The sequence below is a fragment of the Brachybacterium netajii (SeqCode) genome (assembly GCF_054114245.1).
On the sequence record NZ_JBSYXB010000006.1, the window covers coordinates 25517 to 41870 of the forward strand.

At 70.9% G+C, this 16354-nt stretch carries 18 protein-coding genes and 3 tRNA genes; 16 read left to right on the top strand and 5 right to left on the bottom strand.

Translation table 11 applies throughout. The features are described from left to right. Nucleotides 1–12 precede the first annotated feature (12 nt). From ACXET9_RS11755 to ACXET9_RS11765, 3 genes are all read left to right on the top strand, one after another. The gene (locus ACXET9_RS11755) at nucleotides 13–495 is read left to right on the top strand and encodes a hypothetical protein (protein WP_457886788.1); all 483 of its coding nucleotides are present in this window, start codon (nucleotides 13–15) and stop codon (nucleotides 493–495) included. Nucleotides 496–730: 235 nt separating this feature from the next. Then, nucleotides 731–991 carry a hypothetical protein gene (locus ACXET9_RS11760; RefSeq protein ID WP_457886789.1) on the top strand — a complete coding sequence of 87 codons (261 nt, stop codon included), beginning with the start codon at nucleotides 731–733 and terminating at the stop codon, nucleotides 989–991. A gap of 73 nt (nucleotides 992–1064) precedes the next feature. Further along, the gene (locus ACXET9_RS11765; protein ID WP_457886790.1) at nucleotides 1065–1319 is read left to right on the top strand and encodes a WXG100 family type VII secretion target; all 255 of its coding nucleotides are present in this window, start codon (nucleotides 1065–1067) and stop codon (nucleotides 1317–1319) included. Between the two features lie 143 nt (nucleotides 1320–1462). Here the strand turns inward: ACXET9_RS11765 and ACXET9_RS11770 are convergent, their stop codons facing one another. Continuing rightward, nucleotides 1463–1951 (bottom strand): YajQ family cyclic di-GMP-binding protein, encoded by a 489-nt coding sequence (locus ACXET9_RS11770; protein WP_457886791.1) that lies wholly within the window; start codon nucleotides 1949–1951, stop codon nucleotides 1463–1465. A 216-nt stretch (nucleotides 1952–2167) separates the two neighbouring features. Between ACXET9_RS11770 and ACXET9_RS11775 the strand changes: the two genes are divergently transcribed. The 10 genes from ACXET9_RS11775 to ACXET9_RS11820 all read left to right on the top strand — a co-directional run bounded on the left by ACXET9_RS11775 (nucleotide 2168) and on the right by ACXET9_RS11820 (nucleotide 8373). After that, nucleotides 2168–2250, top strand: a tRNA-Tyr gene (locus ACXET9_RS11775). A gap of 84 nt (nucleotides 2251–2334) precedes the next feature. After that, nucleotides 2335–2407 (top strand) — tRNA-Thr (locus tag ACXET9_RS11780). A 52-nt stretch (nucleotides 2408–2459) separates the two neighbouring features. Next, nucleotides 2460–2536: transfer RNA gene (locus ACXET9_RS11785), tRNA-Met, on the top strand. Between the two features lie 97 nt (nucleotides 2537–2633). Next, nucleotides 2634–2804 (top strand): 50S ribosomal protein L33, encoded by a 171-nt coding sequence (gene rpmG / locus ACXET9_RS11790; RefSeq protein ID WP_017823818.1) that lies wholly within the window; start codon nucleotides 2634–2636, stop codon nucleotides 2802–2804. A gap of 162 nt (nucleotides 2805–2966) precedes the next feature. Continuing rightward, nucleotides 2967–3416, top strand: a complete 450-nt coding sequence (locus tag ACXET9_RS11795) for an FAS1-like dehydratase domain-containing protein (protein ID WP_457886793.1) — start codon at nucleotides 2967–2969, stop codon at nucleotides 3414–3416. Between the two features lie 82 nt (nucleotides 3417–3498). Beyond that, nucleotides 3499–3948: a MaoC/PaaZ C-terminal domain-containing protein gene (locus tag ACXET9_RS11800; protein WP_457886794.1), complete on the top strand. Its 450-nt coding sequence runs from the start codon at nucleotides 3499–3501 to the stop codon at nucleotides 3946–3948. Between the two features lie 8 nt (nucleotides 3949–3956). Then, on the top strand, nucleotides 3957–5111 hold the full coding sequence (locus ACXET9_RS11805) for a UDP-N-acetylmuramate dehydrogenase (RefSeq protein ID WP_457886931.1): 1155 nt from the start codon (nucleotides 3957–3959) through the stop codon (nucleotides 5109–5111). Between the two features lie 62 nt (nucleotides 5112–5173). Further along, nucleotides 5174–6442: a serine hydroxymethyltransferase gene (gene glyA, locus ACXET9_RS11810; protein WP_457886796.1), complete on the top strand. Its 1269-nt coding sequence runs from the start codon at nucleotides 5174–5176 to the stop codon at nucleotides 6440–6442. Between the two features lie 77 nt (nucleotides 6443–6519). Continuing rightward, the gene (locus ACXET9_RS11815) at nucleotides 6520–7419 is read left to right on the top strand and encodes a bifunctional methylenetetrahydrofolate dehydrogenase/methenyltetrahydrofolate cyclohydrolase (protein ID WP_457886798.1); all 900 of its coding nucleotides are present in this window, start codon (nucleotides 6520–6522) and stop codon (nucleotides 7417–7419) included. Nucleotides 7420–7542: 123 nt separating this feature from the next. After that, a complete protein-coding gene (locus ACXET9_RS11820; RefSeq protein ID WP_457886799.1) occupies nucleotides 7543–8373 on the top strand; it encodes an exodeoxyribonuclease III in 831 nt (276 codons plus the stop codon). Nucleotides 8374–8536: 163 nt separating this feature from the next. Here ACXET9_RS11820 and ACXET9_RS11825 read toward each other — a convergent pair whose 3' ends face one another. The 4 genes from ACXET9_RS11825 to sdhC form a co-directional block, all read right to left on the bottom strand. Beyond that, a complete protein-coding gene (locus ACXET9_RS11825; protein ID WP_457886800.1) occupies nucleotides 8537–9301 on the bottom strand; it encodes a succinate dehydrogenase iron-sulfur subunit in 765 nt (254 codons plus the stop codon). After that, nucleotides 9301–11076: a succinate dehydrogenase flavoprotein subunit gene (gene sdhA, locus ACXET9_RS11830; RefSeq protein WP_457886801.1), complete on the bottom strand. Its 1776-nt coding sequence runs from the start codon at nucleotides 11074–11076 to the stop codon at nucleotides 9301–9303. Before sdhA ends, ACXET9_RS11825 begins: the two co-directional genes overlap by 1 nt. A 78-nt stretch (nucleotides 11077–11154) precedes the next feature. Continuing rightward, entirely contained in the window at nucleotides 11155–11619 is a 465-nt protein-coding gene (locus ACXET9_RS11835) for a succinate dehydrogenase hydrophobic membrane anchor subunit (protein ID WP_457886803.1), read from the bottom strand. A 2-nt stretch (nucleotides 11620–11621) separates the two neighbouring features. Then, nucleotides 11622–11999: a succinate dehydrogenase, cytochrome b556 subunit gene (gene sdhC / locus ACXET9_RS11840; RefSeq protein WP_457886805.1), complete on the bottom strand. Its 378-nt coding sequence runs from the start codon at nucleotides 11997–11999 to the stop codon at nucleotides 11622–11624. Nucleotides 12000–12347: 348 nt separating this feature from the next. On the opposite strand from sdhC, the gene ACXET9_RS11845 reads away from it, so the two are divergent. The 3 genes from ACXET9_RS11845 (at nucleotide 12348) to ACXET9_RS11855 (ending at nucleotide 16198) form a co-directional block, all read left to right on the top strand. Continuing rightward, the gene (locus tag ACXET9_RS11845) at nucleotides 12348–13535 is read left to right on the top strand and encodes a mannose-1-phosphate guanylyltransferase (protein WP_457886806.1); all 1188 of its coding nucleotides are present in this window, start codon (nucleotides 12348–12350) and stop codon (nucleotides 13533–13535) included. 72 nt (nucleotides 13536–13607) lie between these two features. After that, complete coding sequence (locus ACXET9_RS11850; RefSeq protein WP_457886807.1) at nucleotides 13608–14888, top strand: M20 family metallopeptidase; 1281 nt, start codon at nucleotides 13608–13610, stop codon at nucleotides 14886–14888. 200 nt (nucleotides 14889–15088) lie between these two features. Next, nucleotides 15089–16198 carry a BMP family lipoprotein gene (locus tag ACXET9_RS11855; RefSeq protein WP_457886808.1) on the top strand — a complete coding sequence of 370 codons (1110 nt, stop codon included), beginning with the start codon at nucleotides 15089–15091 and terminating at the stop codon, nucleotides 16196–16198. Nucleotides 16199–16354: the final 156 nt, after the last annotated feature.

Below are 16354 nucleotides of genomic sequence, written 5' to 3' on the forward strand. Positions count from 1 at the left end.
CGGAGCGAACACATGGCCAGGAGCATCTCCTATCCGAGCGCGGACTTCCCCGGTCCGCCGCGCGTGGCTCTGGAGATCCCCGAGGAGTGGGAGCCGCTGACGGTGCCGGGAGTGCAGCTGGCGGTCGCGCAGCCGCGCGAGGAGGGGCGCTTCCGCGCCAACGTCGTCGTGACCGTCCAGCGCTACGGTCCGGACTTCACGCTCGAGTCCGCGCGCGCGGGGCTGGACCAGCGCAAGGCGGCGCTGCCGGAGCTCGAGGAGATCGGCACCGGCGAGGTCGAGGTCGAGGGACGCACCTGGATCGCGAGCGAGTACGGCTACACCCAGCCCGGTCGTCCCACCGTCGTGCAGGCCGCCCGCTATGCGGTGCTCGCCCGTGGCGAGATCGCGACCGACGTCGTCGAGATCGTCGGCAGCTGCGGCGCCGAGGACGCGGACGCGGAGATCGAGATCATCCGCGCCGTCCAGGGGTCCGTGCGCATCGACCTGAACTGATCCTGCACGAGTTGTCCACATCGGCCTCCGCCGTGGTTTCCCTGTCTGACCTGGAACGAAACGCCGTCCAGGGGATGGGGAGGAGCATGGGGAGTTGTCCCCATCGCCAGCATCGGGGACTTTCCCTAGGCTGATCCCATCACCTGGTGAACGGGCATCGCGAGGGGCGCCGGGAGGCGCCGGGGGCGGGATCCGCGGGTGGCACCGGAGCAGACAACGACATGGAGGAAGCACCATGAAGAAGGGTATGAACCCTGTGGCCGTCGAGCAGATGGCCACGTCGATCGATGACGCGGTCGAGACGATCCAGGAGCTGTTCACGACGCTGCAGGGGCAGGTCACCGATCTGGACTGGACCGGCGACGACCGCGACCGCTTCGTCTCCGACTTCAGCGACACGGTGGGCGGCGCCGCCCAGCGTCTCGCGCAGCAGGGCGGCGACCTCGCCGAGCGCGGCCGCACCAACGCCACCGCGCAGCGCAACGCCTCGGCCTGAGCGCCGACGCCTCCACCGTCCACCAGCAGCACCGCAGAAGATCACGAGGGGAACAACCATGTCTTTCAAGGGAATGAATTCGGATGAGGGGCGCGAGGTCGCGACGGCCCTCTCCGAGGGATCGCGCACCATCCTCGACACCATCGACGGCGTCACCGGGACCGTGAACGGGGTCGAGTGGATCGGCCCCGATTACGACACCTTCCAGGAGGACTGGAACGCCTTCGTCACCGGCGCCGTCCAGGCCCTGGTCGACGCGCTGGACACGAAGTCCACGGATCTCACCGCCAACGCCGACGAGCAGGACCGTACGTCCAACCTCGGCTGAGACCACGCCCGTCGGCGGCGCGCCGCCGCGCAGCGGACAGGCCGGCGCCCCGCGGGCACGACGCAGGAAGCCCCGATCCCTGAGGGATCGGGGCTTCCTGCGTTCTGCGCCCGGGCCGGCCCGGGCCGGCCGGCCGCGCGGCCTCAGCGGTAGTTGATGAACTGCAGCGCGACGTCGAGGTCCTTGCCCTTGAGGAGGGCGATGACCCCCTGGAGGTCGTCGCGGCTCTTGGAGGAGACCCGCAGCTCGTCGCCCTGGATCTGCGCCTTGACGCCCTTGGGGCCCTCATCGCGGATGATCTTGGAGATCTTCTTGGCCTCGTCCGTCGCGATGCCCTCCTTGAGGGCGGCGGCCAGGCGCACCTCCTTGCCCGACTGCTTGGGCTCGCCGACCTCGATCGCCTTGAGGGAGATCCCGCGGCGCAGCAGCTTGCTCTGCAGGACGTCGAGGACGGCGAGCACGCGCTCCTCGGCGTTCGCGGTCATGACGATCTCGTCCCCGCTCAGGGACAGGGAGGCGCCGGTGTTGCGGAAGTCGTAGCGCTGCCCGACCTCCTTGACGGCCTGGTTGACGGCGTTGTCGACCTCCTGACGGTCGAGCTTGCTGACGATGTCGAACGACGAATCTGCCATGGGGGTTCCTTCCTCGCGGTGTCCACTGACCTAAGCATGATGCCCCGGCCAGCACAAAAATGCCCTGTGACCTGGCCTTTCGGTCTCTGTGGCCATGGTCACGCGCCGAACGGGCCGATCTGGTTCGCGCCGCGCTCCGGAAGCACGTATGCTGTTCCAGGTCCGCTTCGGACGGCAGAAGACCGCAGGTCAGATGCCATCCAGAGCGTTCATCCCGGCAGATTACCCGAGCGGCCAAAGGGAGCTGACTGTAAATCAGCTGGCTTACGCCTACGGGGGTTCGAATCCCTCATCTGCCACCGCCGAGGGTCCTTGTGATCCGAAGCACCGGGAGCCACGCAGGATTTGCCCGCTGGGCAGGGAATGTGTAAGGTTTACCGGGTGCCCTGATAGCTCAGTCGGCAGAGCATCTCCATGGTAAGGAGAAGGTCAAGGGTTCGATTCCCTTTCAGGGCTCTGATGGATGCCGGCCCGGCCTCGCAAGAGGTCGGGCCGTTGCATCGATCGCGCCGGGGTAGCTCAGACGGTTAGAGCGCACGACTCATAATCGTGAGGTCGCGGGTTCGATCCCCGCCCTCGGTACCACGCCGGCAAGTCCGGAGTGCAGATCATATCCCCAGGTTCGGGGACCCTTCTGGTGTGCGGGTGAGCATGCCACTCGGAATGAAAGAGGCGGCGAGCCATGGCGAGCAAGAGCTCTGACGTGCGTCCCAAGATCACCATGGCCTGCACCGAGTGCAAGGCCCGCAACTACATCACGAAGAAGAACCGTCGCAACACCCCGGATCGGCTGGAGCTCTCGAAGTTCTGCCCGACCTGCGGCAAGCAGACGGCGCACCGCGAGACCCGCTGATCGGGCCGAGCGAACATACGGAAGGCCACTCGGGGTGAACCCGGGTGGCCTTTCGTGCATCCTGGAGCAGGGCGGTCGACCATCCGCCCGGCCGACCGGCGGGCGATCCGCCCGTCCGACCGAACGATCGCCCGGCCGCGCGTCGGGCACAAGGGAGAAGACATGACCTCCACCCCGGATCCCTCCTTCGCCGGCCGCACGTATCCCGCCGGGGCGACCCACATCGTCTCCGCGGCGAAGATCGTCGAGTTCGCGCGCGCGACGGGGGCCTCCTCCCCGCTTCACCAGGACGCCGAGGCGGCCCGTGAGGCCGGTCATGCAGATGTCGTGGCGCCGCCCACGTTCCTCGTCTCCCTCGCGCAGGAGACCGAGGCCCAGTACATCGAGGACCCGGCCGCGGGCATCGACTTCACCCGCGTGGTCCACGGCGAGGAGTCCTTCTCGCTGCAGCGACCCGTCGTCGCCGGCGACCGGCTCGTGCCGACGCTCACCGTCGAGTCGGTCCGTGCGGCCGGCGGGCATGCGATGGTCACCACACGCGTGGACATGACCGACCCCGACGGGGAGCCCGTCGCGAGCGTCCGCAGCATGCTCGTCGTTCGCGGCGAGTGACCTGCATCGCGTCCGAGGCATGCCGCCCGGCCCGCGCAGCGCACTCCGCCCCCTCCCGACCCGTCCCGCACCAGGAGCATCCATGAGCACCGTCACACCCCTCTCCCTTCCGCTCGAGGCCGGCCAGGAGCTGGCGCGGCGCGAGCACCGGATCACGCGCGACACCCTCGTGCGGTACGCGGGAGCGTCCGGGGACTTCAACCCCATCCACTACAACGACGCCGTCGCCGCCGAGGCCGGCCTCCCCGGCGTCATCGCCCACGGCATGCTCACCATGGGCATCGCAGTGACCGGCCTGCTCGACGAGCTGGGCGACCCCACCCTCGTGCGCGAGTACTCCACGCGCTTCACGAACCCGATCCCCGTGCCCGCCACGGGCGAGGCGATCCTCGAGGCCGTCGCCGTCGTCGGCGCCGTCGACGAGGCGGCCGGAACCGCGCGCGTGGACATCACCGCCACCGTGGACGGCACCAAGGTGCTCGGCCGGGCGCGCGCCGTGATCGCCCTGCCGACCGCCGCGGCGCAGGCGTGAGCGCCCCGATGGGAGGGCTCGCGCTGCCCGGCGGACCGCGGCTGGCGGACCTCACCACCCTGCGCATCGGCGGGCCGATCCGGCATCTCGTCGAAGCACGCACCGAGCAGGAGGTCATCGACGCCGTCTCCGCCGCGGACGCGGCGGGGGAGCAGCTGCTGGTGCTCGGCGGCGGATCCAACCTGATCGCCTCCGACGAGCCCTTCGACGGCACCGTCGTCCTGCTGAGCGACCCCGGGGAGGCGCCGCGCCTCGACGCGACCTGCGAGGTCGGCCCGTCGGGTGAGCCCGACGGCATCCCCGTCGATCCCGCGGACCTCACTCCGCTGGACCCCACCTGCGGGGGAGCGATCGTCGAGCACTTCGCCGGCGTGAGCTGGGACCGCGCGGTCCAGTACGCGATCGCGCGCGAGATGATCGGCGTGGAGGCGCTCTCCGGCATCCCCGGGACCGTCGGCGCGACGCCCATCCAGAACGTCGGCGCCTACGGCCAGGAGGTCGCCTCGACGATCTCCCGGGTCCGCACCTGGGACCGCGAGAAGGGCGCCGTGCGCACCTTCTTCGCGGCGGACTGCGACTTCTCCTACCGCGACAGCGTCTTCAAGCGCACCCGCTTCGACGGCCCCGTGCCGTCGGCGACCGGACGCTACGTCGTGCTCTCCGTGACCTTCCAGCACACCATCGGACGGCTCTCCGCGCCGATCCGCTATGCCCAGCTCGCCGAGGTCCTCGGGGTCGAGGTCGGTGCGCGCGCCCCGATGACGGAGGTCCGCGAGGCGGTGCTGCGGATCCGCGGCTCGAAGGGCATGGTCCTCGATCCCGCCGATCACGACACCTGGTCCGCGGGCTCGTTCTTCACGAACCCGATCGTCCCCGCGGCGGAGGCCGAGCGTCTGCCCGAGGACGCCCCCCGCTATCCCGCGGGCGAGGGCCTCGTGAAGACCAGCGCGGCCTGGCTCATCAGCCATGCCGGCGTCGAGCGCGGCCACGCGCTGGGACCGACGGCGTCGGTCTCCACCAAGCACTCCCTCGCGCTCACGAACCGCGGGGGAGCCACGAGCGAGGAGATCGTCGACCTCGCCCGCGACGTCCGCGATCGCGTCCGCGATGCGTTCGGCGTCACACTCGTCCCGGAACCCGTCCGACTCGGCGTCGATCTCTGATCGCCGCCTAGGATGGGGCGGCGGCCACGACCCCGCTCCACCCCGACTCCGCAGGAGGCCCTGTGAACGTCCTCGACCAGTCCATCGCTGATCTCGATCCCGATATCGCCGGCGTGCTCGACCGCGAGCTCGCGCGCCAGCAGCGCACGCTCGAGATGATCGCCAGCGAGAACTTCGTCCCCCGTGCGGTCCTGCAGGCGCAGGGCTCCGTGCTGACGAACAAGTACGCGGAGGGTTACCCCGGCCGCCGCTACTACGGAGGCTGCGAAGAGGTCGACGTCGCCGAGGAGATCGCGATCGCCCGCGCCAAGGAGCTCTTCGGCGCCGAGCACGTGAACGTCCAGCCGCACTCCGGCGCCACGGCCAACGCCGCGGTCATGCACGCGCTCGCCCGCCCCGGCGACACCCTCATGGGTCTCTCGCTCGCGCACGGCGGCCACCTCACGCACGGCATGAAGATCAACTTCTCCGGGCGCCTCTACGACATCGTCGCCTACGAGACCGAGCCCGAGACCGGCCTCATCGACATGGACAAGGTGCGCGCCCTCGCGCTCGAGTCCCAGCCGAAGGTCATCGTCGCCGGCTGGTCGGCGTACACCCGCCACCTCGACTTCGCGGCCTTCCGGGAGATCGCCGACGAGGTCGGCGCGGCCCTGTGGGTCGACATGGCGCACTTCGCGGGCCTCGTCGCCGCGGGCCTGCACCCGAGCCCCGTCCCCTACGCGGACGTCGTCTCCACCACCATCCACAAGACCATCGGCGGTCCCCGCTCCGGCATGATCCTGTGCAAGGAGAAGTGGGCGAAGAAGATCGATTCCGCGGTCTTCCCCGGTCAGCAGGGCGGCCCGCTCATGCATGTGATCGCGGCCAAGGCCGTGGCGCTCAAGGTCGCCGCGACGGACGACTTCAAGGACCGTCAGGCCCGCACTCTCGAGGGTGCGAAGATCATCGCCGAGCGCCTCCAGGCCGAGGACACGAAGGCGGCCGGCGTGAAGGTCATCTCCGGCGGCACCGAGGTGCACCTGGTGCTCGTCGACCTCGTCGACAGCCAGCTCGACGGCCAGCAGGCCGAGGACCTCCTCCACGAGGTCGGCATCACCGTGAACCGCAACGCGGTCCCCAACGACCCGCGTCCCCCGCGGGTCACCTCGGGCCTGCGCATCGGCACCCCGGCCCTCGCCACCCGCGGCTTCGGCAAGGACGAGTTCACCGAGGTCGCCGAGGTCATCGCCCTGACCCTGACCGGCGGCGCCGACGTCGAGTCCCTCCGGGCCCGCACCGCGGCCCTCGCGGAGAAGAAGCCGCTCTACGCGGATCTCGTGCAGTACTGATCGACCCCAGCGGGGCCCGGCGGACGCCGGGCCCCGCTCCGTCTCCCCACGCCCCCAGCACCCCCGGAAGGAGCGCCATGTCCGCTCAGATCCTCGACGGCAAGGCCACCGCGAAGACCATCAAGGCGGAGCTCGCCGAGCGCGTGTCCGCGCTCGTCGCCGCAGGACACCCGCAGCCCGGCCTCGCGACCGTCCTCGTGGGCGAGGACCCCGGCAGCGCCGCCTACGTGCGCGGCAAGCACCGCGACAGCGCCCTCATCGGCCTGAACTCGATCCAGCAGCACCTCCCGGCGGAGACCACCCAGGAGGAGCTCGAGGCGGTCATCGACGAGCTCAACGCGGACCCGGCATGCACCGGCTACATCGTGCAGCTCCCGCTCCCCGCGCACATCGACACCGATGCGATCCTCGAGCGCATCGATCCGGCGAAGGACGCCGACGGCCTGCACCCCACGAACCTGGGTCGGCTGGTCCTCAACGCGAACCGTCCGATCCTCACCCCGCTGCCCTGCACCCCGCGGGCCGTCGTCGAGCTGCTGCTGCGCCATGACGTCGACCTCAAGGGCAAGGACGTCGTGGTCGTCGGCCGCGGCATCACCGTGGGCCGCTCGATCGGCGCGCTGCTGACCCGCCGCGAGATCAACGCGACCGTCACGCTCACGCACACCGGCACCGTCGACCTGCCCTCCCATCTGCGCCGGGCCGATGTGATCGTCGCCGCCGCGGGCGTCGCCCATCTGGTGCGGCCGGAGGACGTGAAGCCCGGCGCCGTCGTCCTCGACGTGGGCGTCTCGCGGGTCGAGGACCCCGAGGGCGGGAAGGCGAAGCTCGTCGGCGACGTCGACCCGGCGGTCGCCGAGATCGCGTCCTGGATCTCCCCGAACCCCGGCGGCGTCGGCCCCATGACGCGCGCGCTGCTCGTGCAGAACGTCGTCGAGATGGCCGAGCACGCGGCCGGCATCGGCACGGCGGTCTGACCGCACGCGACGCCCGCCGCGCTGACGCGGGAACCGGCCGACGGGGCCGCCCGGGGGACACCCCGGGCGGCCCCGCGCCGCTGCGGGACCCCGCCGTCGGGGGCGCCTGGAATACTGGCGACCATGACTCTCACCCTCGCCACCGTCAACGTCAACGGCCTGCGCGCCGCCGCCCGCAAGGGGATGGCCGACTGGCTCGCGTCCACCTCCGCCGACGTGATCACCCTGCAGGAGGTGCGGGCGCCCGACGAGCTCCTCGCCGACCTGGTCGGGGAGGGCTGGACGATCGTCGGTGAGGCCTCCGAGCTCAAGGGACGGGCCGGCGTCGCGATCGCCGCCCGGACCTCGCTCGCGGCGATCGACCTCGAGGGCTCCCGCCGCGGCCTGCCGGGCCTGCCCGAGCCCGTCGAGCCCTCGCACACCGGGCGCTGGCTCGAAGCGGATCTCGAGGACCCGCTCGGCGACGGGAGGACGCTCACGGTCATCTCCTGCTACATGCACTCCGGCAACGTCGACAAGCCGCAGACGATGATCGACAAGTACGCCTTCCTCGACGCCGCCATGGAGCGTCTCGCGGCGCTGCGGGCCGACGGACGGCACGTGGTCCTCACCGGTGATCTCAACATCGCCCACGGCAACAACGACATCAAGAACTGGAAGGGCAACCTGAAGTCCGCCGGCTTCCTCCCCGAGGAGCGCGCCTACCTGGATCGCCTGCTCGTCGAGGGCGACTGGGTCGACGTCCAGCGGCGTCTGGCCGGGGACGTGCCCGGTCCGTACACCTGGTGGTCGCAGCGCGGGAAGGCCTTCGACAACGACTCGGGCTGGCGCATCGACTACCAGCTGACCACGCCGGAGCTGGGGGAGCGGGCCGTGTCCGCGCAGGTCGACCGCGCGCCGAGCTATGACACCCGCTGGTCCGACCACGCACCGCTGGTGGTCGCCTACTCCTGACGGGCATCGGCCGACGAGCGTCGTCGGTCGACGAGCCGTCGTCGGCCGCGGATCCCGCCGCCACGCGCATCGCCCGCCCGAGTGCACTCGGGCGGGCGATGCGCGTCTGCGGGGTCTGCGGCGTTCCCGCGGGAACGCCGCAGACCCCGGGATCAGGGCTCGGTCAGATGCGGCCGCGGATGACGGCCTGCTTGACCTCGGCGATGGCCTTGGTGACCTGGATGCCGCGGGGGCAGGCCTCGGTGCAGTTGAAGGTCGTGCGGCAGCGCCACACGCCCTCCTTGGAGTTCAGGATCTCCAGGCGCTGCTCGCCGGCGTCGTCGCGCGAGTCGAAGATGAAGCGATGCGCGTTGACGATCGCCGCCGGGCCGAAGTACTGGCCGTCGGTCCAGAACACCGGGCACGAGGACGTGCAGGCGGCGCAGAGGATGCACTTGGTGGTGTCGTCGAAGCGCGCACGCTCCTCGGCGGACTGCAGGCGCTCGCGGCTCGGCTCCTGGCCGTGGGCCACGAGGAAGGGCATGACCTCGCGGTAGGAGTCGAAGAACGGCTCCATGTCGACGATCAGGTCCTTCTCGACCGGCAGGCCCTTGATGGGCTCGACGGTGATCGGCTTGGAGATGTCCAGATCCTTCAGGAGGGTCTTGCAGGCGAGGCGGTTGCGGCCGTTGATCCGCATCGCATCGGACCCGCAGACGCCGTGCGCGCAGGAGCGGCGGAAGCTCAGCGAGCCGTCCTGATGCCACTTGACCTCGTGGAGGGCGTCGAGCACACGGTCCGTGCCGTGCATCGTGACGACGAACTCCTCCCAGTGCGCGCCCTGCTCCGACTCGGGATCGAAGCGGTTGATGCGCAGGGTGACCTGGAAGCTGGGGATCTCGCCCGCGGCGGGCTGGGACGACGGGGCCTTCTCGGCGACGGCGGTCATCAGAACGTACGCTCCTTCGGCTCGTAGCGCGTGATCACGACGGGCTTGGTGCCCAGACGGATCGAGGTGCCCTCGGCACCCTCCTCACCCTCGCGGGTGCGGTAGTACATCGTGTGGTGCAGGAAGTTGACGTCGTCGCGCTTGTCGTAGTCCTCGCGGAAGTGGCCGCCGCGGGACTCCTTGCGGTAGAGGGCGCCCAGGGCGACGGTCTCCGCGAGGTCCAGCAGGAACCCGAGCTCGACGGCCTCGAGCAGATCGAGGTTGTAGCGACGGCCCTTGTCCTGCACGGCGACGGTCTCGTAGCGCTTCTTGAGCTCCACGATGTCGGCGAGCGCCTTCCGGCAGGTCTCGTCGGTGCGGAACACCTGGACGTTGGCGTCCATGGTCTCCTGCAGGTCGCGGCGGATGTCGGCGATGCGGTCCTCGGTGGCGGGGCGGTCGCGGAGCCGCTCGAGCAGCTCGACGGTGGGCGTCTCGACGCCGGCGTCGATCTCGGCGAGGTCGACCTCGGCGGCATGCTCGGCGGCGGCGATGCCGGCGCGGCGTCCGAAGACGTTGATGTCGAGCAGCGAGTTCGTGCCCAGGCGGTTGCCGCCGTGGACGGACACGCAGGCGGTCTCGCCGGCCGCGTACAGGCCGGGGATCGTGTCGGTGGAGTTGCGGAAGACCTCGCCGATGATGTTCGTCGGGATCCCGCCCATCGCGTAGTGCGCGGTGGGGTAGACCGGGACGGGCTCGGTGTACGGCTCCACGCCCAGGTAGGTGCGGGCGAACTCGGTGATGTCCGGGAGCTTCGCGTCGATGTGCGCGGGCTCCAGGTGCGTCAGGTCGAGGTACACGTAGTCCTTGTTCGGGCCGCAGCCGCGGCCCTCGCGCACCTCGTTGGCCATGGCGCGGGCGACGACGTCACGCGGGGCGAGGTCCTTCAGCGTCGGCGCATAGCGCTCCATGAAGCGCTCCATGTTGACGTTGCGCAGGATCGCGCCCTCGCCGCGGGCCGCCTCCGAGAGCAGGATGCCGAGGCCGGCGAGGCCCGTCGGATGGAACTGGAAGAACTCCATGTCCTCGAGCGGGATCCCGCGGCGCAGCGCCATGGCGGGGCCGTCGCCCGTGAGGGTGTGGGCGTTCGAGGTGGTCTTGAAGATCTTGCCGAAGCCGCCGGAGGCGAACACGACGGACTTCGCCCGGAACACGTGGATCTCGCCGGTGGCCAGCTCGTAGGTGACCACGCCGGCGGCGCGGACGCCCTCGTCGGTGCGGGGATCGCCGGTCATGAGGACGTCGAGCACGTAGTACTCGTTGAAGAACTCCACCTGCTGCTTCACGCAGTTCTGGTAGAGCGTCTGGAGGATCATGTGGCCGGTGCGGTCCGCGGCGTAGCAGGCGCGGCGCACGGGCGCCTCGCCGTGCTCGCGGGTGTGCCCGCCGAAGCGGCGCTGGTCGATGCGCCCCTCGGGCGTGCGGTTGAAGGGCAGCCCCATCTTCTCCAGGTCGAGCACCGCGTCGATGGCCTCCTTGGCCATGACCTCGGCGGCGTCCTGGTCCACCAGGTAGTCGCCGCCCTTGACGGTGTCATAGGTGTGCCACTCCCAGTTGTCCTCCTCGACGTTGGCGAGGGCGGCGCACATGCCGCCCTGGGCCGCGCCGGTGTGGGAGCGGGTGGGGTAGAGCTTCGTGACGACGGCGGTGCGGGCGCGCTTCGAGGACTCGAGGGCGGCGCGCATCCCGGCGCCGCCGGCGCCGACGATCACCACGTCGTAGGTATGGGTCTGCATGTGAGGTCGTTGCTCCGTTTCGGGGTGGCCGGGAGGAGAGGGTCTGCGGGCGCGCCGCGGGCCGGTGGGCCCGCGGGCTCAGCCCTTGCAGATGGACGGCAGGAGGCTCGGATCAGCGCCGGGCGGGCACGGGGAGAAGGTGAAGATCACGAGGGTGCCGAGGACGATCGTGACGATCACCGCGAGGTACAGGAGGGCCTTGAGCCCGAGCCGCAGCCGCGGTCCGCGCGCATAGTCGTTGATGATCGTGCGCACGCCGTTGGCGCCGTGGATGAGGCCGAGCCACAGCATCAGCAGGTCCCAGACCTGCCAGAAGGGGCTGGCCCACTTGCCGGCGACGAAGGCGAAGTCGATGCCCTGGACGCCCTCGCCGAGCCACAGGTTCACGAACAGGTGGCCGAACACGAGGATCACGAGCAGGACGCCGGAGGCGCGCATGAACATCCACGAGAGCATCTCGACGTTGGGGCCGCGCAGGCCGGTCCGGCGATAGCGGGTCGTGGGGTCCGGGATGGCAGGGGAGGGGGTGGTCTTCGCGGTCATGATCAGGCTCCGAACATGTGCATGAGCTGGCGGGGGACGAAGCCGATCATGAGCAGGGCCCAGACGACGACGACTCCCCAGAAGAGGCCGCGCTGATGCGCGGTGCCCTTCGACCAGAAGTCCACGAGGATGATGCGCAGGCCGTTGAGCGCGTGGAAGCAGATGGCGGCGACCAGTCCGATCTCGCCGAGACCGAAGACCACCGTCTTGTAGTGGCCGATGACCTCGTTGTACGCCTCGGGGGACACGCGCACGAGCGCGGTGTCCAGGACGTGGACGAGCAGGAACAGGAAGATGAGCATTCCTGAGATGCGATGGGCCACCCAGGACCACATGCCCTCGCGGCCGCGATAGAGCGTCCCGGATTGGGCGGATGCCACGGAGTTCCTCCAGAAGCGACGGGATGGCGCCGGTGGGCAGGTGAGCAGACGCCGACGTGCTGGGGAACAGCACCGGAACCCGGCGCGGACCGTCCGGCGTCGCAGGTGGGGCACCCACGAGGAGGATCGGTTCACGACGCGGCGACATCATCATCGCCCCCGACGGGGACCCCGTCAGCGTAGCACCATGACGTGCACGTTCTGTGCACCGTCGGCGGGGGAGTCAGCCGAGGAGACCGCCGAGTAGGCGGCGGGGAGGCGGCCGGGGGGAACGTCGGAGGGGACTGCTGATGAACCGCCTGCGGATGGCCCGTCGCAGCGTCCCGTGCGTTGGATAGTGTGAGGACCATGACCCGCGCCCCCTTCGTCCCCGTCATCCCCGCCGGAGGCTCGGGCACTCGCCTGTGGCCCCTCTCCCGGCGTGAGCGCCCGAAGTTCCTGCTGGACCTCCTCGGCACCGGCTCCTCGCTGCTCGAGGGCACCGTCGAGCGCGTCGGCCCCCTCGCCGGGGCCCTCCCGATCGTCGTCACCGGGACCGCGCACGCCGACGCCGTGCGCGAGCAGGCGGGGGACCGTGCCCGCGTCGTCGTCGAGCCGTCCCCGCGCAACTCGATGCCCGCCATCGCGCTCGCCGCCGCGATCGTCGAGAGCGAGCACCCCGATGCGGTGATCGGCTCCTTCGCCGCCGACCATCTGATCGCCGACGCCGAGGGCTTCCGCGCCGCCGTGGATCGTGCCCGCGAGGCCGCCGAGCAGGGCTATCTGGTGACCATCGGCGTCGAGCCGACGCATCCGGCGACGGGCTTCGGCTACATCGAGCGCTCCGAGACGACGGCGCCGGCGGATCCAGCGGACGGCACCGCGTCCGATGCTCCGTCCGACGGGGCCCTGCCCGGCGGGGCCCTGCCCGTCGCGCGCTTCGTCGAGAAGCCCGCGCGCGAGCAGGCCGAGGAGTTCCTCGCGACCGGCCGGTTCCTGTGGAACGCCGGCATGTTCGTCGTGCGCGCCCGCACGCTGCTGGACGACCTCGCCGAGCAGATCCCCTCGCTCGCCGCGGGCGTCCGGGAGATCGCCTCCGCGCTGGCGGCCGACGCGGGCTCCGGCACCGAGGTCCTCGAGCGGGTCTGGCCGACGCTCACCGCGATCGCGATCGACCATGCGCTCGCCGAGCCGCTCGCCGCGCGCGGCCGGGTCGCCGTGGTGCCCGCGTCCTTCGACTGGGATGACGTGGGCGACTTCGCGGCGCTCGCCCGGCAGCTGCGCAGCGCGGCGGCGGGGGACCTCGTCGGGCCGGCGACGTCGGCCGCGGGCGGCGCCTCGGACGTCCGGGTGCTGGGAAGCGCCGAGGTCGATGCTGTCGACGCCCGGGCCACGGTGTACGGTTCCGGGGATCGCCGCATCGCCCTCGTGGGCGTCGAGGGGATCAGCGTGGTGGACACGCCCGAGGTCCTCCTGGTGCTCGCCGACGACGCCGCACAGGACCTCTCGTCCCTCGTGGCCTCCCTCGACGGACGGGGACTGGGCCGCCTGCGCTGACCCTCGGCCCCGGGCGCCGCGGACAGCACGGCATCGCGCCCGGCCGATCGGACGCAGGACGGAAGTGGACAGGTGGAGCAGGCCCAGCAGACGATGTCGGGAGGGGCGACGGCGCGGACGCTCGCCGATGCCCGTGACCCGGAGCAGGTCGCCGCGGCCGCGATGCTCGGCCCCGACGGCCTCATCGTGCGGACGATCCGGGAGCAGGCCCTGCCGCTGCGGGAGGTGCGCCGCCACCTCCACCGCCATCCCGAGCTCTCGCACGAGGAGTTCGCGACCACCGACTTCATCGTCGCGCAGCTCGAGGCCCTGGGCCTCGCCCCGCAGCGCATGCCGCGCACGGGCCTGATCTGCGACATCCCGGGCAGCGATCCGAGCCTGAAGCCCGTCGCGCTGCGGGCGGACATGGACGCGCTGGGCATCCCCGAGCTCTCCTCCGTCGCCTTTCGCTCGACGGTCGAGGGCGTCTCCCACTCCTGCGGGCACGACGTGCACATGAGCACGGTCGTGGGCGCGGCCATGGCCCTCGTGCGGGTGGCCGACGCCGGCGCCCTGCGGCGGGGAGTGCGTCTGGTCTTCCAGCCCTCCGAGGAGAAGCACCCCTGCGGAGCGCTCGAGATGATCGCCGAGGGCGTGGTCGACGACGTCGACTCGATCTTCGCCCTGCACTGCGACCCGGGGGTGGACGTCGGCCACGTCGGCCTCAAGGTCGGCCCCATCACCTCGGCGACCGATCCGGTGAAGATCCAGGTGCGCGGCGCGGGCGGGCACACCTCGCGGCCGCATCTCACGCAGGACCTCGTCTACGCGCTCGGGTCGATCGCCACGCAGCTGCCGGCCGCGCTGACCCGTCGCATGGACCCGCGCTCGGGCGTGAACCTGACCTGGGGCAGCATCCACGCCGGCTCCGCCTTCAACGCGATCCCCAGCTCGGGCACGCTCGAGGGGACGCTGCGCTGCCTCGACCACGACGCCTGGGACCAGGCCGAGGAGCTGCTCGAGGAGGTCCTCGCCGACCTCGTGCGCCCGTGGGGCGTCGAGGCCAGGGTCAGCCACGACCGCGGAGTGCCGCCGGTGTCCAACGCGGCGGTCTCCGTCGGCGTCCTCGATGCGGCCGCCTCGAGCGTGCTGGGGCGCGAGAACGTCGACCCCACCGCCCAGTCCCTCGGCGGCGAGGACTTCGCCTGGTACCTCGAGAAGGTCCCCGGTGCGCTCGCGCGACTGGGCACCCGCACGCCGGGCGGGCGCACCTACGACCTGCACATGGGCAACCTCATGATCGACGAGCGCGCGATCGGGCACGGGGCCGCGGTCCTCGCCTCGGCCTGCCTGCAGCGCGATCTCGTCGTCTGAACGATCTGAACGGCCCGAGCGCTCCGGGTGCTCCGATCCCGCCGTGCGGGACCGTCGATTCTTCCGAGTTCATAACGGTTCATGAACATGCCCTCCCGTGAGGCGGGGAGGATGTGAACGGACGGATACAGTCCGATGGACCGCGACTCGTCGACCCCCGCGATCCGGGGGCGCGCGGCCCCATCGATCCGGAGGAACCCATGAAGAGCATCACGCGTGCCGCCGCCCTCGCCGGCGTCGGCGTCCTCGCCCTGGCCGCCTGCGGCACCGCCCCCGAGGAGTCCACCTCCGCGGGCAGCGACGCCGGCGGCACCAGCTCGGACTTCAAGGCCTGCATGGTCTCGGACTCCGGCGGCTTCGACGACAAGTCCTTCAACCAGTCGGGCCACGAGGGCCTCGAGGCGGCGGCCTCGACCCTCGGCATCGAGACGGCGACCGCGCAGTCCACCGACAACTCGCAGTTCATCACGAACATCGACAACCTGGTCTCCCAGGACTGCAACCTGATCTTCACCGTCGGCTTCCTGCTCGCGCCGGCGACCGGCTCGCAGGCCGCGGCCAACCCCGACGTCGAGTTTGCGATCATCGACTCGACCGCGCAGGACGAGGACGGCAACGCGATCGAGGTCGACAACGTCAAGCCGCTGTCCTTCGACACCGCCCAGGCCGCGTTCCTCGCCGGCTACCTCGCGGCCGGCACCACCGAGACCGGCACGGTCGCCACCTACGGCGGTCTGCAGATCCCGACCGTCACCATCTTCATGGACGGCTTCGCCGACGGCGTCGACGCCTACAACGAGGCCCACGGCACCGACGTCGCGCTGCTGGGCTGGGACAAGGAGAACCAGCAGGGCTCCTTCACCGGCGACTTCGAGGACCAGGCCAAGGGCAAGGCCCTCTCGGACACCTTCTACTCGCAGGGCGCCGACATCGTCATGCCGGTCGCCGGCCCCGTCGGCTCCGGCACCCTCGCCTCCGCCAAGGAGGCCGACGGCCGCTACGTCATCTGGGTCGACTCCGACGGCTACGAGTCCGTCGACGACGCCGAGGCCACCCCGCTGATCCTCACCTCGGTCATGAAGGGCATCGGTCCGGCCGTCGAGGACGTCACCACGGCCGCCCATTCGGGCGACTTCGACAACGAGCCCTACATCGGCACGCTGGAGAACGGCGGCGTGGATCTCGCGCCGTACCATGACCTCGAGTCGAAGGTCTCGGACGAGCTCCAGGCCGAGCTCGACCAGCTCCGCGCGGACATCATCTCCGGGGATCTGGTCGTCGAGTCCGACGCCTCGCCGCAGAACCTCTGAGAACCCCAGAGGGCCTCTGAGATCCTCAGGGGACCTCTGAGATCCGCTCCCGGAATCCTCCGGATCCGGCCGTCGGGGTCGGGCGGCACCCAGCGCGGTGCCGCCCGACCCCGCGCCCGGTCCGGGCGGTTCCGCGGCATCCCGCTCCCTGACCCG